Origin of the sequence: Novipirellula caenicola (genome assembly GCF_039545035.1) — a bacterium.
Taxonomy (GTDB): Bacteria; Planctomycetota; Planctomycetia; order Pirellulales; family Pirellulaceae; genus Novipirellula; species Novipirellula caenicola.
Genome location: NZ_BAABRO010000001.1, coordinates 534,873 through 553,832, shown reverse-complemented (window position 1 = coordinate 553,832; position 18,960 = coordinate 534,873). Strand labels below are relative to the sequence as shown.

Sequence of the window (18,960 nt, the reverse complement as noted above, 5' to 3'; positions counted from 1 at the left end):
TTGGTGCAGTGGCAACGTCTAGAGCACGTTGTGCAAGTTGCACGCGTTTGTCCTGGTGCGCGGACGCCGCATTCTTTCTTCGACTTTCTCGCATCACGCGACGATGAATACCACTAGCATGGCAGACCTCCTCGGGTCTTCTTGCAGCATCCCGAGACCACCCTCCTCGGTTCGTTGTGTAAGACAGCGAAAAAAATGTCGGCGAGACAACGAACGTCGACGCGTACCAGTCCTGAAGTGAAACTCAATGCGGTGCCCTCCCTTTATCGCAGCGAGTTTCTTGGTCCGCGTCGGCGTTCTGATGGCCAAGCTACCTTGTATCCCCCATTTCCATGCGCCAAGCATCCAACCCTTCCCGGAGGCACCATGGCCAAAAAAGACACTTTCCGCGTCGTCGCACGCGGTCGCGACGGTTCGTTGTTGATCCATGATTATCCAACGAGTGACCCGCTTCTGAAGATGCACGTGCAAATCGGCACCGATGACTGCAGTACCGATTTGGAACTACGCGGCATGCCGGTGTTTCGCGGGCTGATCGGCCCGATGCCCGAAGGCAAGACGATCGTGCGCTATGAGACGCCGGACGTCTTCGAAGCGATGACGAAGGAATGGGCTAGTGCCAAACCGCGGCGTCGAACACGACGCTCGGCCAAGGAAATCGCGGCTGCAGCCGCGCAAGCCTCCTAGGTACTGTCTGAGAACGCATCCGAGGCGGAAGCCTGGTAGCGGAATTCGTGAAGAATTTCGATTTCCCAATGGGTGATGCCAAGCTGCCGAAAGTCTCGACGGCTCGTTGATTTAATCGTACGACGGACTTCCTAGTCCGTCGAATACACCATTGACGGACTAGGAAGTCCATCGTACGGCCCTTGCCGCACGAAACTTCACTTAATCAACAAGCCGCCCGCGACTTCCGCTACGGTTTTCAGACAGAACTTAGCGCCAACCGCGTGCGTCCTTTAGCGGCGCGGGGCCCGCCCCGTCCAATTCGAACGGTTCATTCGCTGCAACCGGACGGGACCCGCGCCGCTAGCAGAAGTTGAGCAGAATGTGTCTAGGACGATGCGTGATGCGCGGCTTTTAATACCGCGCCGGTCACGCTCTGTTTGCTTTTCATCAACTCTGCGGGCGTTCCTGTGGCGACGACGCGTCCACCAGCACTGGCGGCGCCCGGGCCGAGATCGATGATGTAGTCCGCCGCTTGCATCAACATCGCGTTGTGCTCGACGACCACCAGCGAATGACCATCAGCGATCAAGGCGTCAAAGCAATCGACCAGTCGAACGATATCGGCAAAGTGCAATCCGGTAGTCGGTTCATCCAAAATGAACAGCGTTCGACGCCGCGAGGCCGAAGCGAGAAACGCAGCCAATTTCAACCGCTGACCTTCGCCGCTGGACAGTGTTGGACCCGGTTGGCCGAGTTTGATGTAGTCGAGCCCGACATCGATCAGCCGCTGCAGCCTTGTTTGTGCCTTCTCTTCGCCACGAAAGAACGAAACCGCTTCACGGACACTCATTTCTAACACATCGGCAATCGTGCGATCGCGATAACGCACTTTTAAAATGTCGTCGCGATACCGTGATCCTTGACAACTTGGGCATCGCATCGTGACGTCTGCCAAGAACTGCATGTCGATTTGCAGGACGCCGGCACCCTCGCACTCGGGGCACTGTCCTTTGTCGCTGTTGAAACTAAAGTGACCCGCAACAAGGTTTCGCGTTCTTGCATCGACCGTGTCGGCAAACACTTTGCGAATCGCGTCGAACGCTTTGACATACGTCACCGGACAACTGCGAGCACTCTTGCTGATCGGTGATTGGTCGATCAGCATACACTCATCAATCTGGCCAAGCCCGGTGATCGATTCAAACGGCAATGCCGGCGTCAAGTCGGATGCTTTTCGAGTTCGAATCGCACCGTAGAGCGTGTCTTGGACGAGCGAGCTTTTGCCGCTGCCTGACACTCCGGTCACCAGACACAGTACGCCAAGTGGAAAATCGACGTCGACATTTTGCAGATTGTGGCCGCTGGCTCCCTTGAGCGAGATGGTGCCTTTGGGGATGCGAACTTCGCGATCTCGCAGCGTCCATCCTCGTTCGCCCGTCAAGAATTGGCCCGTCAAACTGTCTTTTGCCGCCAATAGCTGTGCTGTGCTTCCTTGAAACATGACCTTGCCGCCGGATTTGCCTGCGGTCGGCCCGATTTCGAGCACCTCGTCGGCCGTGCGAATCATCGTCTCGTCATGTTCAACGACAATCACGGTATTGCCGCGATCACGCAGTCCTAAGATTGCTCCGACTAACGTTTCAACATCCGCCGGGTGCAGTCCCGCAGTTGGTTCGTCCAACACGTACAGCATATTGACCAAACTGCTGCCCAACGCCGCGGTCAATGCGACCCGCTGAGTCTCGCCACCCGAAAGCGTTCGCAGTGTTCGGTCGAGCTGCAGGTAGCCAAGCCCGACGGTTTGCAAATAGCCGATGCGGTCGCGGATCTGCGTCAACGGCTCGGACGCGATTTTGGCTTCACGTTTATCCAGCTTGACATCCTTGAAGAACGCGTCCGCTTCGTCGGCTTGCATCGACAACACGTCGGCCACGTTTTTGTCGCCAACGTAGTAAGACAACGCCAGCGGGTTGAATCGTTTTCCGTCACAACTGGGGCACGGATGGTAGCTGCGATACCGTGATGCAAAAATGCGAACATGCATCTTGTATTTCTTGCGGTCCAACCAGGCAAAGAAGCCATCGAGTCCGCCAAAGTTTCGCTCGGGCACGCCACCGATGATCCACTTCAAATGCTTTTTCTTTAGCTTCGAAAAGGGAACGTCCACTGGGATGTCATAATCGGGGGCGAGTTCAAGCAGTTCATGCAACTCGTGTTGATACGACGGCGTGTTCCACGGCGCGATCGCGCCTTCAGCAAGCGAAAGCGATTTGTCGGGGACGACCAAGTCCATGTCGACATCGACGACGTCACCAAACCCTTCGCAGGTCGGACACGCGCCCAACGGATTGTTGAAATTGAATAACCGAGGCACGGGATCGGGGTAATCGATGTCACAGGCATCGCAGCGGCGATCACGGCTGATCGTTCGCCGCAGCCATCGTCGTGAATCAATCTCGACGACGTTGACGGATCCATTGGTATCGGATGCCGAGCCGTCACCGGCTTCAGAAAAGATGACCGCGCGGCCGTGACCTTCGCCCATCGCATTTTCCAGCGACTCGGTCAATCGAGTCAATTCAGCGTCGCTCGAAACACGATCGACGATCACAAAACACTCGATGCCTTTTCGGCCGACCTTCTTGGCAAGCGTCAATCGATCGGAATCCGACAGATGAAATGTTTGTTCGCCGACGATCAATCGCAAATAGCCGTCTTGCTGCAAACCGTGCAATATCTCGCTCGCCGCTTGTCGATCCGGCAGCCAAACCGGAAACGTGATCATCGCCCGCGAGCGATCGGCCGACTGCAACATCTCTTCGGCAACGACGGCTGGGTCATCGCTGCGAACGGGATTACCACATTGGTGACAGATCAACGTTGCGGCTTTGGCGAACAGCAATCGCAAATGGTCCGCGATCTCGGTGGTGGTGCCGACGGTGCTGCGATTGGTTTTGGATCCGCCAGCACGTGTCACGGCGATCGCCGGAGGGATGCCATCGATCAAATCGCAATCGGGTTTATCCAGCCGCGCCAAGAATTGACGCGTGTAGGCCGAGAAGCTCTCGATGTAGCAACGTTGCCCCTCGGCGTACAACGTGTCGATCGCCAGCGAGGTTTTGCCGCTGCCCGAAACACCACAAAACGCAACCAATTTTCCTCGAGGAATATCGACGTCGACGTTTTGCAAATTGTGAACGCGGCAACCGCGAACGGAGATAAAGTCCTTGCTCAAGTTGTTTTTCCGTTGGAAGTGCGGGCGGGCTGCGGTCGTTCAGATTCAGACCGCCAGTGGACAGGGGATGCCGTTGCAAACGATGCGCCCTTAATCATCGCTAGGTGCGTGTTATCAGCCGTCAAATTTGTACCGAGTTGGCGAATGCTCGCGTACCCCGTACGATGTTGCCTGACGATTACCCTGTATTTGCGAGAGCTACTGATGAGTGTTAATCCAATCGATTTGCAAGAGTACGGAATCCGTGTTTCAGACGTGATTCGCAACGCGACGCCGGCTCGGTTGTACGAGTACGCAATTATCGATGAACACGCCGCGATCTCGGCCTCCGGAGCCCTCGCGACTCGTAGCGGTGACAAGACCGGGCGAAGCCCGAAAGACAAACGAATTGTCGACGAACCCGAAAGCAGTAACGATATATGGTGGGGTGATGTCAATATCCGGCTGACCGACCGCTCGTTTGCGATCAATCGCCAACGCGCCATCGACTACCTCAATACACGCTCGCGGATTTTTGTGTTTGATGGATTTGCAGGCTGGGACCCAGACCACCAATTAAAGATACGTGTGATTGCCGAAAGTGCGTACCATGCGCTGTTTATGCACAACATGCTGATCCGCCCCACCGCCGAACAACTGCAAACGTTTGGCGAACCCGACATCACCATTTTTAATGCCGGTTCGTTTCCCGCCAACCCCTACACCGCGCAAATGACCAGCACGACAAGTGTGGACTTGTCGTTCAAGCACGGCGAGTTCGTGATTTTGGGCACCCAGTACGCTGGTGAAATGAAGAAGGGCGTGTTCACCGTGATGAACTATCTAATGCCCAAGAAGGGTGTGCTCAGCATGCACTGCAGTGCGAACGAATCGGCCGAAGGCAGCGTGTCGCTGTTCTTTGGACTCTCGGGAACCGGCAAAACCACGCTTTCGACCGATCCCCACCGTCGGCTGATCGGTGATGACGAGCATTGTTGGACGTCCACCGGCATTTTCAATATCGAAGGTGGCTGTTACGCAAAAGTCATCCACCTCAGCGCAGAGAGCGAGCCAGAGATCTATCAAGCGATCCGCTACGGCAGCGTGCTCGAGAACGTCGTGTTCGACGAAACAACGCACGTGGTCAATTACGACGATGCATCGATTACCGAAAATACTCGCGTCGCCTACCCGATCGAATACATCGAAAACGCAAAAATTCCCTGCGTCGGAGGCCATCCCGACAACATCATCTTCTTGACCTGTGACGCCTTTGGCGTCTTGCCACCGGTCGCGAAATTAACGCCCGAACAAGCGATGTATCATTTCATCAGCGGTTATACCGCCAAAGTCGCGGGCACCGAAATGAACGTCAATGAACCGACGGCAACCTTCAGTGCCTGTTTCGGAGCCGCGTTTCTGGTCTGGCATCCGGCAAAGTATGCCGAGTTGTTGGCCGACCGCATTCGCCAACACGGCAGCAACGTGTGGTTGGTCAACACCGGTTGGGGCGGTGGCCCCTACGGGGTCGGTAAACGAATGAGTATCAAGCACACTCGCGGGATCATTGACGCGATCCACGACGGTTCATTGGCGAACGCCAGCACGCGAACGGACCCGGTCTTTCGCTTCGAGGTGCCAGAAACCTGCGGCGATTTGCCAAGCGAAGTGTTGTGGCCCGCGGACGCTTGGGCCGACGCCGACGCGTATCAAAGCAGTGCACGACGGCTGGCGGACCTGTTCCACGACAATTTCAAAAAGTTCGAATCGGGTGCAAGCGAAGCGATCCGTAACGCCGGACCCGCGGCAACCTAGTTCGGGGGGCATCGCACGGTTGACCGCCTCGAATAATCCGTTCGGGCGGCGGTGGGGGAGATTACAATAGGTCGGTTACGGACCGACGTCACTCACCAGGATTGACCGCAATGAAGCCCAAAAAGAAGAAAGCGATCTGCAAATGGGATCGTAGCGAAATCGAGGATTTGCTTCCGCTGCTGCTGGCCGAAGCGCATTCGGCGAAATTTGTGTGCAAGAAATGCGGCAGAACCGCAGCCGAAAAAGCCTACCTCTGCAAACCGGTCTCTGACAAAGACATCAAGTGAGTGGGGTGTTCCCGCCACAAAGTTGCGGTGACTCGCTAGTGAAGAGCCCGCAATTAGGGATGCGTCTTACCGGTACTGTTCGTGGCACGCATCACAGCTTTGGGTGACGGCACCGACGAGCGGCCCGATCTCGTAGGTATTGGATTCCATCGCGGTGGCAACCGCGCTGGCCGCCTTGGACATGTTGTTGCTGAGCATGACGTATTCGTCGTCCTCGGCGTCGTCCAACCCTTCCAGCGTCAATACCTTGCCCACCATCGCCAACAGTTGCGCGTCACGCCGGATTTGCTCGGCGTTTTCTTCGGTTGATTTCTTGTCGCGACTCGCTTGCTTCAATTTGTCTTGCAGCAACTGTGCGTATTCCATTAACGGCGATCGATCGACGATCATGGACCAATCGTTTTCGGGTTCGGCGTCGCGATTGGCCAATCCGCTACCGGCAACAAGGTCTTGCAAGTCAGCCTTACGCAATTTTGCTTCGTTGTAGACCTGCGCCGATCCGGCTTTGCAGTTGAACGCGGTTCGTGCAATCAAGTCGCGAGCCGCTGCCGCTTGGTCTTTCCAGCGTACATCGCCCGAGTAGTCGTTGATGATCGCAAACAATGTCGCCAAAATCGATAGATCCAAGCGGGCGTCTTGGTAACCGCCTCCCTTGAACGATCCGGGCGTGGAAACGACTTCGTCATAGTGCAGCTTTAGCCGTTTGATTTCATCCTCCAGCGACGTCGGAGCGATCAGCTTGGCCCAGCCGCCATCACCGCCGCTGTTGTCGTCTTTCGCATCCGTATCGGTTGACGCCACCGCTGCCATCGCAGCAGCCGAGGATGCCTTGCGAATCGTTGCGAGCGTCGGACGGCTGTCGCGGAACGCCTCGTCAAGCGAATCAAAGAAAACGCCGCGGGTATCGCCTTCGCTAAACGTCGGTTTCGGTGCCCGACGCTCTTGCCCGTAGGTCACCGCCGGTGATGACAAGATGAATAGCGACAAAACGATGGCGGTTAGCAGCGTGATGCGAAAATGCAGTGCAGCGAGCATGGATGAGGTTCACTCGATTGAGAAACGACCATTAGTGACGTCTCTGTATTGTAGCAGAAGGTTTTGCGAAGACCGAGGCCGTCGTTCACCGGCCATTGCCATCCACATTGCCCCTAACCGAGTGGTTTTTCGTAGCACCGCTACCCAAAGCAGATGGCACGGGCCGCAAGCCGACACCAAGCCGTTTACCGGCTGCTCGGCAATGTCGTCGATCGCTGGTCGAAGTAGTCAATCAAACCGTACACCTCGCGGTTCAGTTCCTTCATTCGATCCAACAGCGGCCTATACGGTTGATAGTGATTGTCCAGGATTCCTTTGTTCGAATTCAGATTCGAGGGGTCTTTGGTCGTGTCGGTGGGGTCATTGTCTTGGTATTTGAACCAATGCCATCCGACGCAGATCTTCGATTCCATCAAATCAAGGCAAAAGTTTTGATAGAACAGCCCGCGGTCGGCCTGGGTTGGGACGCACCACCCTGCACCGCTCTGGTTGCTCAGACCATTGGCGTCCATGCCTTTGGCATAGTATTCCGTGACGATCAGCGGTTTGCCCACTTCGGCGGCCAGTGCACTGGCTTTGCTGGCGGGGGACCACTGTCCGTAAAGGTTGTAACAGAACGCATCCACATACTTGCCGATGACATCCAGCGACGCGTTGCGCGAATACAGCCTTGGTCCGAGCAACATGTGGTTGGGATCGACTTGCTTGATCGCCCTTGCCACCGTGCCGACGTACTTTTCCATCACCAGATCGTCAAATTTCGCTCGGTCCGATGATGTCAGATCCTCGACCGTCGCATCGTCGCCATGTTGAGTTTTTAGAAAGGCGGTCGCGGCAAGGTAGCCCGGGTCGTCTTTGTCCAATCGAAGATAGCGATCGATCATATCGGGTTTCAGCGGAAGTTCGTTGTCAAAAAAATGGCCGAGCAGATTCGGGTCTTCGCGGTGTTGAGTGATTTGTTCGCGTGCATGTTTGCTGCAAAACGCTTCCCATCCTGGATGAAAGACCAAGATGCAGTCTCCGGGATAGTTGGCGTGTCCCGAGCCACGACGAGTTCGCCCCTTGCTAAACGTGGTCATGAAATTCCAGTTGATGCAGTGCGAAACGCCGTCGTTATGGCGTTGGATCAGGTCGTCGTCCGTCCAAGCTCCGGTTCCCGTGAAATGATGATCGCGAAGTAGCTTGGCCGTTTGTGTCGACCAATCGGCTTTACTTTGGAATTTCGAAGCAAAGGCTTTCCGCTGAGCCGGTCCGGTTCCGATGCTGACCGAGACGATCCCGCGGTTGATGTGAAGGTACCCTTCGGGATCAACGATCCACCATCGTCCGTCTTTTTGCAGGGTATAGAAAAAACCGGTGCTCGGTTCTCGCTGGTCCATGCGACTGCCGTACTTGTTGAGTGGAGGCTCAAACGATTGGTAGTTTTCCAGCGTAGCGATCGTCCGTGTGGGGCGATCTTTCCACCGGTGTTGTAATTTGGCTTTTGCTTTGACGATGATCGTTTCCTCGCCAGAAAGCAGAGGCGTCAATAAAACCAACCAAGCGGCTACGAGCACAGTTCGGAATGAAGTCATCGAAAAAGGTTGACCCTGGACATTAAATGAAAAAACAATCGCAAACCGGGGGAAGGATATGTGAGAACCAACCGGGCTGCAGACAGCAATCAAGGTAGTCCGCAGCCAACTCGACGCAAGACTGCGAGTCGCTGTGTGATGACTAACGCAATCGTAGCTGGGAAATGGAAAATAAAAGGTGGTAGATGCACTTGTCAAATGTTTCGTTCATACTATCGATCGGCAATCTCGCCGCCGCTTCAATCTTCTGCACCAAATCTTCACTCGTCCATGTGAACCCATGACACTTATTAACGACGACCTACGCCGAGGCGAACCCGACCGAGTTCGATTCTTCGTGTCACGCTTTCTGGTGATGGCACTTGCGGTGGCAAGTGGCGTTTCGGGGTGGGACTCGGCTTGCTTACACGCCGAGGAACCAGAATCGAAACGGAAGAAATCCGCGGTCGCTGCCAATCAACCTCCCAATGTTTTGTTCATCGCTGTGGACGACCTCAACGATTGGGTGGGATGTCTCGGTGGGAATCCAGATGCCCAAACGCCCAACATCGACGAGTTTGCCAAAAACAGTGTGTTGTTTCGTAATTCGCATTGCCAAGTCGCACTTTGTAACGCGTCACGTACCTCGGTGCTGACCGGGATGTATGCATCGACGACCGGGATCTATGGAAACAGTCTGAAGCGTGCTGGTTCGGTCTATCGTTCGGCAACGCAGATGCCGGCTTGGTTTCGCGACAATGGTTACCACACGATGTGTATGGGCAAAATCTATCACAACGACCATGGCAAAAAGGCCTATTGGGACGCGGTGGGGCCAAAGACGCTGCGATGGGGGCCGGAGCCTCCGGACGGAAGACAGTTTGCAAAACGATTTGGCGATCGAGCCAAGGACACGTTGGCGTGGGCGGCACTCGATATCGAACCGGGCGAAATGCCCGACGAGCAAGTGGCTACTTGGGCGAAAACGCAATTGGACCAAAAACACGAGAAACCCTTCTTTCTTGCGATCGGGTTCTACAAACCTCATACCCCGATGACCGCGCCGAAACGCTATTTCGACCAATTCGATCGTGAAAAATTGACAATGCCAGCCGTGCTGGAGAACGACTTGGATGATGTTCCCGAGATCGCTCGGCGTTGGGTACTCGGCCGCGATGATTTGATCGCCGATGACGCCGTGGATCAGTACAGCCCCACTTATCGACGCGAATTAGTGCATGCCTATCACGCTTGCGTCGCGTTGACCGACGATTGCATCGGGCAAGTGCTGTCACATTTGCGAGATAGCCGCTATGCCAACAACACGATCGTCGTGCTTTGGTCCGATCACGGTTGGCATCTAGGTGAAAAACAGCACTGGCGGAAATGGATGCCATGGGAAGAATCCACGCGTAGCTTTCTGGCCGTGCATGTGCCGGGAGTGTCCGCCGATGGAAACGCGTGCGATCGCACGGTTGGATTGATCGACATCTATCCGACGCTCGCCGAGCTTTGCCAATTGGAGCCGCCGGCTCAATTGGAAGGGCAAAGTTTTCGACGATTGTTGGTGAACCCTAATGACGAATGGGATCGGCCTGCGTTGACATCGACGACCGCAGGCAACCATACCGTTCGCTCCGAACGATGGCGTTACATTCGCTATCGCGACGGTTCGGAAGAACTTTATGATCACAGCAAAGATCCCAATGAGTGGAGCAACTTGGCGGGTCACCCTGAATTGAACGAAGTCAAAAAACAGCATGCTCGATGGATCGACACATTAACCGAAGGTGAAGTTATCCAATGATCAATCGTAAATTAATTCGCCCAATTCATCGTCTGTTGTCGCTGGGGATAGGGCTGTTGTGCTTGGCCGTGACCGGTTCGGCGAAAGCCGATACCGAGCCACGTCGCGATGCGGCGGCTCCCAACGTGATCATGCTGATGAGCGATGACCAAGGATGGGGAGACGTTGGATTCAACGGCAACGATGACATACACACGCCGAACCTCGACGCGATGGCAGCCGGGGGGATGCGGTTGGACCGCTTTTATGCCGCCGCGCCGCTGTGCTCGCCGACGCGCGGCAGTTGTTTAACTGGCCGATATCCCTTTCGCTTTGGAATTCTCGCTGCACACACCGGTGGGATGCGAGTGGGTGAAACGACGATCCCCGAACTGCTGAAAAAGAAAGGCTACCGAAGCGGGTTTTTTGGAAAATGGCATGTCGGCTGGGTCAAACCCGACGACGTCGGATCGCGTGGCTTCTACTCGCCGCCGTCACACCATGGGTACGATCAATACTTTGCCACCACAAGCGCGGTGCCCACTTGGAACCCAACGGTGACACCCGAGGGATGGGACAGCTGGGGGAACGAACCAGGCAAACCATGGAAAGGCGGAATGCCTTATGTCCAAGATGGAAAGGATGTGTCCGAGAATATGGCGGGCGATGATAGCTGTATCATCATGGACCGTGTGATCCCATTTATCGAATCCAATCAAGATCAACCGTTCCTCGCCACGGTTTGGTTTCATGCTCCGCACGAACCCGTGGTGGCGGGTGAGGAATACAAAAAACGCTATAAGAAATTCGGCAAGGCTCGGCAAAACTACTATGGCTGTATCACGGCGATGGACGAGCAGATTGGTCGCTTGCGTGCCAAACTGCGTGAACTTGGTATTGAAAAACGGACCCTCGTTCTGTTTTGTAGTGACAACGGACCTGCGGATAGTTTGTCCAAAAAAGGAGTGGCTTCGGCGGGCCCGTTCCAAGGTCACAAACACACGATGTATGAAGGCGGGTTGTTGGTTCCGGCTTGTGCCGAATGGCCCGGCGTGATCCCCGCAGGCACGGCAACCGACGTGCGTTGTTCGACGGTTGATTTTTTGCCAACCATCGCCCATGCGTGTCAGGTTGAATCGGCAATCAAGTCCTCGTTGCCGATCGACGGAGTCAATCTGATGCCGCTATTGACCGAAAAAGTCGAGTCACAAGAGCGAGAGCTGTTTTTTGGTTATCGCCGCTTGCAAGGTGGGATTGATGGCAAGGCAATCATTTCCGGAAATTGGAAGCTGTTGCAAGAGGCCAAGAAGGACGGCAAGCTTCGTCTGTACGATCTAAGCCAAGATCCATACGAAGAAAATGATCTCGCCGCCACGTCGCCCGAACGATTGTCGGCGCTGAGTCAGCGGTTGGCGGAAATCGAAGCGAGTTGTCAGCGTAGCCGTGATGGCGCCGATTATCGTTATTGACGGATGTTGGAGCATCAAGCGGCGGGTTGACACGTAGCGGAAGTCGTCAAGACTTTCGTGAATCGCCGAACAGCCCGAAACTCTTCACGGGCATGTTGATTTAGTCGTACGATGGACTTCCTAGTCCGTCGAATGCGCTATTGACGGACTAGGAAGTCCATCATGCCCCCCTTGCCGCAGGAAACTTCACTAAATCAGCAAGCCGTTGACGGCTTGTTGATTTAATCGAATTGCAAATCGCGACAGTGGGCCATGCGCCGTAAGGCACCCGGGCGTGCGCGGAACCCGGCCGCTGACGCGTCGCGGCTCACTAAATCAACAGCCCGTCAAGACTTTCGTGGATCGCCGAATAGATCGAAACTCTTGACGAGTTCCGCTACCACTAATGGCATAGGCGACGACTACGCGACGCGGCGGCCGAACACCCACCATTCGGTTGCCAGGATCGCCAACATGCCGATCAATAGCCACCGCCAATACTCTTGGCGTTTTTCCACGCCGCCGACTTCGCCTTCGACCGATTCGTACCCAAGCTCGATGCTTTCGGCTGCGGCGACCGTGCTTTCGCTGCGGTTGAATAAGTTGATCGAAAACATATCAACAATTCGCTCGCCGGATTTCACGCGATAATTGCCGGGCATGTCCGTTTCGACAATTTCAGTCACTCCCGATGGACCCACAGGGACCTTGGCCGCTTTGTCCCTCAAACGTTCGACGTCGACATCGCGGATGGCGCTCTCGACTCGCAGTCGCACGGTGTCGCCGGGAGTGTACGACGGCGCGCCACTGACTTCGGCGGCGCCTGCTAAATAACGCAGCACGTTCAACACGAACACGGGCCACGATCGTTCTGCGTACCAATTCGTGTTGGTTTGTGTTGCACCATCGGCACCCGTGCTGATCAATTCGAATCCTAGGACCAGGTCTTGGTATCCATCTCGCGGCGCGATCATCAGCATCGGTCCGATGTCCGCACCGAGCAGTTCGGTGCTGCCCGCTGGGCCTTCGACCGAACGGCCCTGGAAAATCAGTAGCGAAAACAGTTCCAAGTACCGCATCAACGGATGAGTCCGGTCCATGTCGATCAGTGCCACACCGGAGGGTTCACTATTCCATTTCCATGCTTCAGTGGTCGTACCATCGGTGTTGGATACCTTGTTGCTCGGAAGCGCGCCAATAAAAAAGGTATTCGTCCGCGGCATCGTCTCGGGCGAACATCGGTCGTAGATGATCAAGTCGTCGTTGCCCGATTCGGCTCGCTGTTGGTAAGATTCCGTACTCATGTATTCAGGCGGCACGAATTCGGATTGGCATATCTTGCCAGCCTTGGAAGTCGAAAGTGCGATTTCAAGCGGCGAGTTTCCTGGCGTGACGACCAGGACCGAAACGTTTCGCATTGGCGTCAACGCTGCGTAAGCGACATTGTCAATCGCGAGGTCGTCTTTGATATCCAACGCCAATTTCAGCGAGATCGCTTCTTCGCTTTCAATCGAAAACGACAATCCCGCTTGTTCGCCCACAGGCAAATCGACGCTCGATGCATCAAGCAGTTCGTCGTCCAACGTCAATGTCGCGGTCGCTGCTGCGGGGCGGGTACCTAAATTGATGACCGTGGCAAAGATCTGGACTTGCTCGGGTTTTTCAACGTTACGCTCTGCCGAAAACGCGGTGATCGCCAAATTGGTGACTTCGGCTGACCCGATTGGAATGTAGGTCGGAGCCAAGTTGCCAAGATCAAATTCGGTTACCGTTTGAAACCCGCCATCGCTGTACAACAGCAAATCGGCGGGCAACGCGTCGGCAACCTGCACGTCGTTCACATCGCCTGCTTCGCTGGTACGTCGCGGATTGGCCAGTCCATCGGCGGCCTTGAGCGCACCGAGCACATCGGTGGGGCGGTTGGTCACCTCGGCACGCGACAGTGCGTCACGCAATCGGTTGCGGTCTGATGTGAACGATTGCAATACCTCGGCGCGATCGCTGAACGACACCAGCATTGCAGTTTCGCTATCGGACATCGCCTCGATTCGCTCGGACACCAACCGCTTGGCCCTTTCAAAACGATTGGCGTCATCATCGACGTCGGTCGTCTGCATGCTAGCCGATGTGTCGATCAAGAACACCAGACGACCGCGGCTGGAAGTTTCACCGCGAACCCCGGGACGCAACATCGCCAATGCCGCCAACGTGATGATCAACAGTTGTAAAAACAGTAGGATGCTGCGGCGTAGTCGTTGCAGCAAACTGTTGACGTGGAGGTCCTCGATCGTTTTTTTCCACAAAAACGTACTCGGAACCTCGACGGGTTCCCGCCGAAGTTTCAAGAAATACAGCAGGATGATGCCGATCGGGATCAGCGAAAACAGTGCCCAGTGAAGCGGCGTCAGCGTTGAAATCCAACTCATCGCACCACCCCTCGTTCACGTAAATATCGAGTCACAATCGTCTCGACTGGCGTGTCCGTGCGAACAGGAATGTAGATGATGGATCGCTTCGAACAAAAATGTTTGGCTGAATTCATAAACGCTTGAACGGTTTCTTTGTATTTGTTCAGCACATGAGCGTTGATCGTGATCTCGGCCTCATCTCGATCCTCAATATCGATTAGTTTGCGGTCGCCTCGCAGCGGTGGATCGATTTCTTCGGGCGACAAGATGTGCATCACAAACACATCCATTCGGCGTCCGATCAACATCCGCAGCGCCGATTCGTAACCCTCTTTGTCCATCAAATCGGTCAACAGCACCGCGACCCCGGTACCCGATGTCCTCAGGGCAAACTCTTTCACCCCGTCGTGTAGCGAAACGTTGTGGCCGCTTTGCACCGAATCGAGATACGCCAACATTTTCCACAGACTGGCTCGGCCGCGGAGCACCGGGGCACGACGGCCTTCGGGACCTAGCACCGACACGCTGACGCGGTCGGCTCGGCATAGCCCGACGTAACCAAGCGCGGCGGCCATCTGTTTGGCCACGCGAAGTTTGGTGGGGTCGCCAAAGTTCATCGATTCGCTGGCGTCAATCAGCGAGAAAAAATGCAGGTCCTCTTCCTCGAGAAACAGCTTTAAAAATAGCTGGTCCAATCGAGCGTATAGATTCCAATCGATCAGCCGCAAATCGTCGCCGGCGACGTAGTGACGAAAATCGGCGAACTCGACGCTTTCTCCTTTGCGTCGGCTGCGACGTTCGCCTTTCATTCTTCCTCGAAAAACTTTGCGAGAAACAAGTTCCAAACGTTCGAGTCGCCCGAGCAATTCAGGGCTTAGCAGTGGATCCGTTGCGGTCGCTGGCATGGATGATCATCGTGAGCGGTGAAGAGCGATTTTGTGAGCCTAGTTATACACGAACTGACTTGGGGGCGGTGACCAGTTGCCAGCGACTTACTTTGCCACTGGCACCGGTGCGAACGGGCTACTTGTGGGGGAGGGGATATTTCGGGCGACGCTGAAGATGACCAGCACGGTTACCATGATCGAAATGATCCGCAGCGTGGATCGTGGATCGAAATCCGGACGTCGGTTTTGGCGGATGATGTAGATCACCAGCAACGGGCCCCCAAGAATCAGCAACGCGTTATTTCGCACCGCCAGGAAGACGTCGCCGTGCAGCAGCGCCAAAACCGCTCGCGTTGCGCCGCATCCGGGACAGTGCAATCCCGTCGACTGGTAAAATTGGCACTTTGGGAACCAGGAATCGTGGTTTGGCTGAAGCATCTGCAGCAAAACGATTCCGGTGGCGGCACAAACCACCAAGGTGGTGACGATTGCGATCAGCAACATGGGATGGGATTTTCGATTTTCGTTCATATCGTCGCTCAGTTTACCAGAAATGTTTGGGAAATCGCAGCGACGTGGCCGTCCATGGGATGCCGTCGATCGGGCACTGAGCATCCGGATCGACCACGAACATTTGCCCACCGGCTTGTTTGATTCGCGACGACTTGCGACCATGTGTGCCGGCGGCGGGTCGAGAAAGGCATTTGGCATTTTCGCGGCCCCGCGGTGGGGCAGTAGCTTCAGCTATCGAAAACTCCTTAAAACCCATCTAAAACTCCTATTTTACCCATGTCTGAATCGACAAACGCTCACGCGAACGACGCTTTTGATGAGCCTTGTGCCATCGTGTTGGCCGCGGGCAAGGGAACTCGAATGAAGAGTGACCTGCCAAAAGTTCTTTGCCCGGTGGTCGGCCGCGCGATGATCCACTTTGTGCTCGACGCCCTCGAAGCCGCAGGCATCAAGCGACAAATCATCGTCGTTGGCTACGAGGCCGACGCGGTCAAAAAAGAGCTCGCTAGCCGCAGTGGCAAGATCGAATTCGCCTACCAAGATGAGCAGCTAGGCACGGGACATGCCGTCCAAATTTGCCGCCCCGCACTCGAAAAACAGACAGGGCCCACGATTGTCGTCGCAGGCGATTCGCCGCTGATCCAATCAACCAGCTTAAAAAAATGCCTCGATCATTTCCGTGAAACCCAACCCGCCTTGTTGCTGGGAACGCTCGAAAAAGAGAACCCCGAAGGCTTGGGGCGAATCGTGCGTGACGCCGCGGGCGAGTTCATCGGGATCATCGAACACAAAGACGCCACGGAAGAACAGCGGAAAATTACCGAAGTCAACATGAGCACGTATTTGTTCAATACGCCCGACTTGTTGGATGCGTTGTCAAAATTGAGCAATGATAACGCTCAAGGCGAGTACTATCTGACCGATACCGCCAAACTGCTTCGCGAAGCCGGACGACCTGTCGAAGCGATCGCGGTTCTAAAACCTTGCGAATCGCTTTCGATCAATAACCCAGATGAATTGAAACTAGTCGACGAAACGATGCGATCGATGGGGTATGCATAAGCTGACATGCGTGAATTGAAAATCTTCAGCGGCCGAGCCAATCGCGATCTCACCACCAAGATCTGCAAGCATCTGCATCTCGAACCGGCAAAAATCACGTTAGGCAAGTTTCCTGACGGCGAGAACTACTGCAAACTCGACGAAGACGTCCGCGGTCGCGACGTGTTTTTGGTCCAGCCGACATCGCCACCGGTCAACGACAATTTGTTCGAATTGTTGGTGATGATCGATTGCTGCAAACGAGCCAGCGCCGAACGGATCACCGCAGTGATCCCCTACTTTGGCTACGCACGGCAAGACCGCAAAGACGAAGGGCGAGTGCCGATCACCGCAAAATTGGTCGCTAACGTGATCGCGCGAGCCGGCGCCGATCGCGTGTTGACGATGGATTTGCATGCGGCGCAGATCCAAGGTTTCTTTGACGTACCGGTCGACCACTTGTACGCCGCGCCCGTTTTGAATGACCACTTTCTCGCTCGCGGGTTGAAGGACGAAGAGATCGTCGTGGTCAGCCCCGATGAGGGCAGCATCAAACGCGCCGTCGGCCACGGCAAACGACTCGGTGGTTCGCTGGCGATCGTCGATAAACGGCGAACCAGTGCGACCGAAGTTCGCCAAAGTACGATCATCGGTGGCCCGGTCGAAGGCAAAGTCGCCTTGTTGTTTGACGACATGATCAGCACCGCAGGGTCCATCTGTGGGGCCGCACGGTTGGTTCACCAGGCGGGCGCCAAAGAAATTCACATTGCTTGCACGCACGGAATTTTGTGTGGACCGGCGATTGAACGGCTTCGCGAGGCCCCGATCGATTCGATCATCGTGACCGATTCGATTCCGTTGCCCGCGGAAAAGCAATTGCCCAACATGGTTCAATTGAGCGTCGCACCGCTGTTGGCCGAAGCGATCAAGCGAATCCACCACGACCAATCGATCAGCGAGTTGTTCCGCGAACGGTAGGCGGTTCCACGGCGAAAATCGTTTCTAGCAGCAAAGATTGCCTGCAGCGTCGTCCCCGATTCTAGGGCGCGAGACACGCGTTTTGCACGTCCGAAACCCTGCAATGGATCGCAAAAACGGCGATCCATTTCGGGGGCTGTGGTGAACGTTTTGTTAAGAAAACCCCGCAAAATGCTTGCTATCGGATCGGTTTCTTTTTGAATTCTCGCGCGGCTGCTCTTTCGCGAGTCGAGCGAATTTAGCTACGGTCCCTCTTGATGTTCTTTCCGGTGCGGGCGAGGTACCCCCCTTGTGTTGCACGGACAATGTTTCACATCGAAAGTGGTACTTATGTCCCATCGTGACTACGCGAAATCTCGGTCCAAGTTGTCGATGTTTGGCGGCGCCGACGCAGACGAACTCGCTCCGTTCCGCACCACCAGCTTGATGTGGATGTCGGGCATCTCGCTGTTGATCGTCCCCATGTTGACGTTGATCGACGTGCCGGTCGGTCGTTGGTTGGCAGTCAATCGGCCCTCGAAAGAGATCGCCAGCGTGTTTGAATTGGCCGGATATTTTTCGCATGCCACCGGCGTGTTCTTGATCCTGCTGTGTATCTTGCTGATGGCACCGCGTCGCCGCCGCTATGTCCCGCGGTTAGCCGTGCTGGCGATGGGGGCCGGAGCCGTTTCGACGCTCGCGAAAATGTTTGTCCTGCGAGAACGCCCCAGTCGTATCAATCTGGACATCGCAACCTATGACAAAGCATGGCATTGGGTGTTTGATTGGTCGTTGGATCAAGTTGCCACGTTTGATGCGGGCACACGAGCCTTTCCCAGTTCGAACATGGCAGTCGCTGCCGCGTTTGCGATCGGGCTGGCTGCGGTCCTGCCGCGAGGCCGGTGGGTGTTCGCGATGATGCTGATTGGCACGATGCTGCAGCGAATGTACTCGGGAGCCCACTTTATCAGCGACGTGTTTGGCGGCGCTGCGTTCGGTTTGATCTGGGGTTACGTTTGCTTTCACCCCAAACTGCTCGGCAGCCTGTTCGATCGAATGGAATCCGAGCGACGACCGAAACGCCCGTTGTTCGAAGAAAAACTGCCCCGCATTGACGAAGCGAACCGAGTCGATGAGGCTAGCACGGACGATGAGGACGAAGGCCGGATCGCCGCGTGATCATCGGCAGCGAGACGTCGTAAGCGAGCTGTTGATTGGATTGGTCGCGCGAGCCGAGTTGCCGCAAGACCACCGGGGCGAACATGGCACCCGGCGTCGCCTGGTTCCTAGCGAGCCAAGTCGGTTAAGATGGTTCGGGCGATGCTTCACTCGCAACGCACTCGACAG

General features: G+C 55.5%; 14 protein-coding genes. 8 read left to right on the top strand and 6 right to left on the bottom strand.

Going from position 1 to position 18,960, the window contains the following annotated elements:
- Positions 1 to 366: 366 nt before the first annotated feature.
- Entirely contained in the window at positions 367 to 687 is a 321-nt protein-coding gene (locus ABEA92_RS01985; protein ID WP_345682116.1) for a hypothetical protein, read from the top strand.
- A gap of 367 nt (positions 688 to 1,054) precedes the next feature.
- Here ABEA92_RS01985 and uvrA read toward each other — a convergent pair whose 3' ends face one another.
- Positions 1,055 to 3,904 (bottom strand): excinuclease ABC subunit UvrA, encoded by a 2,850-nt coding sequence (gene uvrA, locus ABEA92_RS01980; RefSeq protein ID WP_345682115.1) that lies wholly within the window; start codon positions 3,902 to 3,904, stop codon positions 1,055 to 1,057.
- 204 nt (positions 3,905 to 4,108) lie between these two features.
- Between uvrA and pckA the strand changes: the two genes are divergently transcribed.
- On the top strand, positions 4,109 to 5,698 hold the full coding sequence (pckA, locus tag ABEA92_RS01975; protein WP_345682114.1) for a phosphoenolpyruvate carboxykinase (ATP): 1,590 nt from the start codon (positions 4,109 to 4,111) through the stop codon (positions 5,696 to 5,698).
- Positions 5,699 to 5,808: 110 nt separating this feature from the next.
- The gene (locus ABEA92_RS01970; protein WP_345682113.1) at positions 5,809 to 5,985 is read left to right on the top strand and encodes a hypothetical protein; all 177 of its coding nucleotides are present in this window, start codon (positions 5,809 to 5,811) and stop codon (positions 5,983 to 5,985) included.
- A gap of 66 nt (positions 5,986 to 6,051) precedes the next feature.
- On the opposite strand, the gene ABEA92_RS01965 is transcribed toward ABEA92_RS01970, so the two are convergent.
- Both ABEA92_RS01965 and ABEA92_RS01960 read right to left on the bottom strand, forming a co-directional pair.
- Positions 6,052 to 7,020: a hypothetical protein gene (locus tag ABEA92_RS01965; RefSeq protein WP_345682112.1), complete on the bottom strand. Its 969-nt coding sequence runs from the start codon at positions 7,018 to 7,020 to the stop codon at positions 6,052 to 6,054.
- 185 nt (positions 7,021 to 7,205) lie between these two features.
- Entirely contained in the window at positions 7,206 to 8,594 is a 1,389-nt protein-coding gene (locus ABEA92_RS01960) for a hypothetical protein (protein ID WP_345682111.1), read from the bottom strand.
- A 280-nt stretch (positions 8,595 to 8,874) separates the two neighbouring features.
- On the opposite strand from ABEA92_RS01960, the gene ABEA92_RS01955 reads away from it, so the two are divergent.
- Both ABEA92_RS01955 and ABEA92_RS01950 read left to right on the top strand, forming a co-directional pair.
- Positions 8,875 to 10,380: a sulfatase gene (locus ABEA92_RS01955; protein ID WP_345682110.1), complete on the top strand. Its 1,506-nt coding sequence runs from the start codon at positions 8,875 to 8,877 to the stop codon at positions 10,378 to 10,380.
- Complete coding sequence (locus ABEA92_RS01950) at positions 10,377 to 11,828, top strand: sulfatase-like hydrolase/transferase (RefSeq protein WP_345682109.1); 1,452 nt, start codon at positions 10,377 to 10,379, stop codon at positions 11,826 to 11,828. Before ABEA92_RS01955 ends, ABEA92_RS01950 begins: the two co-directional genes overlap by 4 nt.
- Before the next feature lie 401 nt (positions 11,829 to 12,229).
- Here ABEA92_RS01950 and ABEA92_RS01945 read toward each other — a convergent pair whose 3' ends face one another.
- The 3 genes from ABEA92_RS01945 to ABEA92_RS01935 form a co-directional block, all read right to left on the bottom strand.
- Positions 12,230 to 14,233 (bottom strand): VWA domain-containing protein, encoded by a 2,004-nt coding sequence (locus tag ABEA92_RS01945; protein WP_345682108.1) that lies wholly within the window; start codon positions 14,231 to 14,233, stop codon positions 12,230 to 12,232.
- Complete coding sequence (locus tag ABEA92_RS01940) at positions 14,230 to 15,120, bottom strand: DUF58 domain-containing protein (RefSeq protein ID WP_345682107.1); 891 nt, start codon at positions 15,118 to 15,120, stop codon at positions 14,230 to 14,232. Before ABEA92_RS01940 ends, ABEA92_RS01945 begins: the two co-directional genes overlap by 4 nt.
- A gap of 87 nt (positions 15,121 to 15,207) precedes the next feature.
- Positions 15,208 to 15,633, bottom strand: coding sequence for a DUF2752 domain-containing protein (locus tag ABEA92_RS01935; protein ID WP_345682106.1), 426 nt, complete (start codon positions 15,631 to 15,633; stop codon positions 15,208 to 15,210).
- Positions 15,634 to 15,891: 258 nt separating this feature from the next.
- Between ABEA92_RS01935 and ABEA92_RS01930 the strand changes: the two genes are divergently transcribed.
- The 3 genes from ABEA92_RS01930 (at position 15,892) to ABEA92_RS01920 (ending at position 18,792) form a co-directional block, all read left to right on the top strand.
- A complete protein-coding gene (locus tag ABEA92_RS01930) occupies positions 15,892 to 16,677 on the top strand; it encodes a sugar phosphate nucleotidyltransferase (protein WP_345682105.1) in 786 nt (261 codons plus the stop codon).
- 6 nt (positions 16,678 to 16,683) lie between these two features.
- A complete protein-coding gene (locus ABEA92_RS01925; protein WP_345682104.1) occupies positions 16,684 to 17,634 on the top strand; it encodes a ribose-phosphate diphosphokinase in 951 nt (316 codons plus the stop codon).
- Between the two features lie 330 nt (positions 17,635 to 17,964).
- Complete coding sequence (locus ABEA92_RS01920) at positions 17,965 to 18,792, top strand: phosphatase PAP2 family protein (RefSeq protein WP_345682103.1); 828 nt, start codon at positions 17,965 to 17,967, stop codon at positions 18,790 to 18,792.
- Positions 18,793 to 18,960 lie beyond the last annotated feature (168 nt).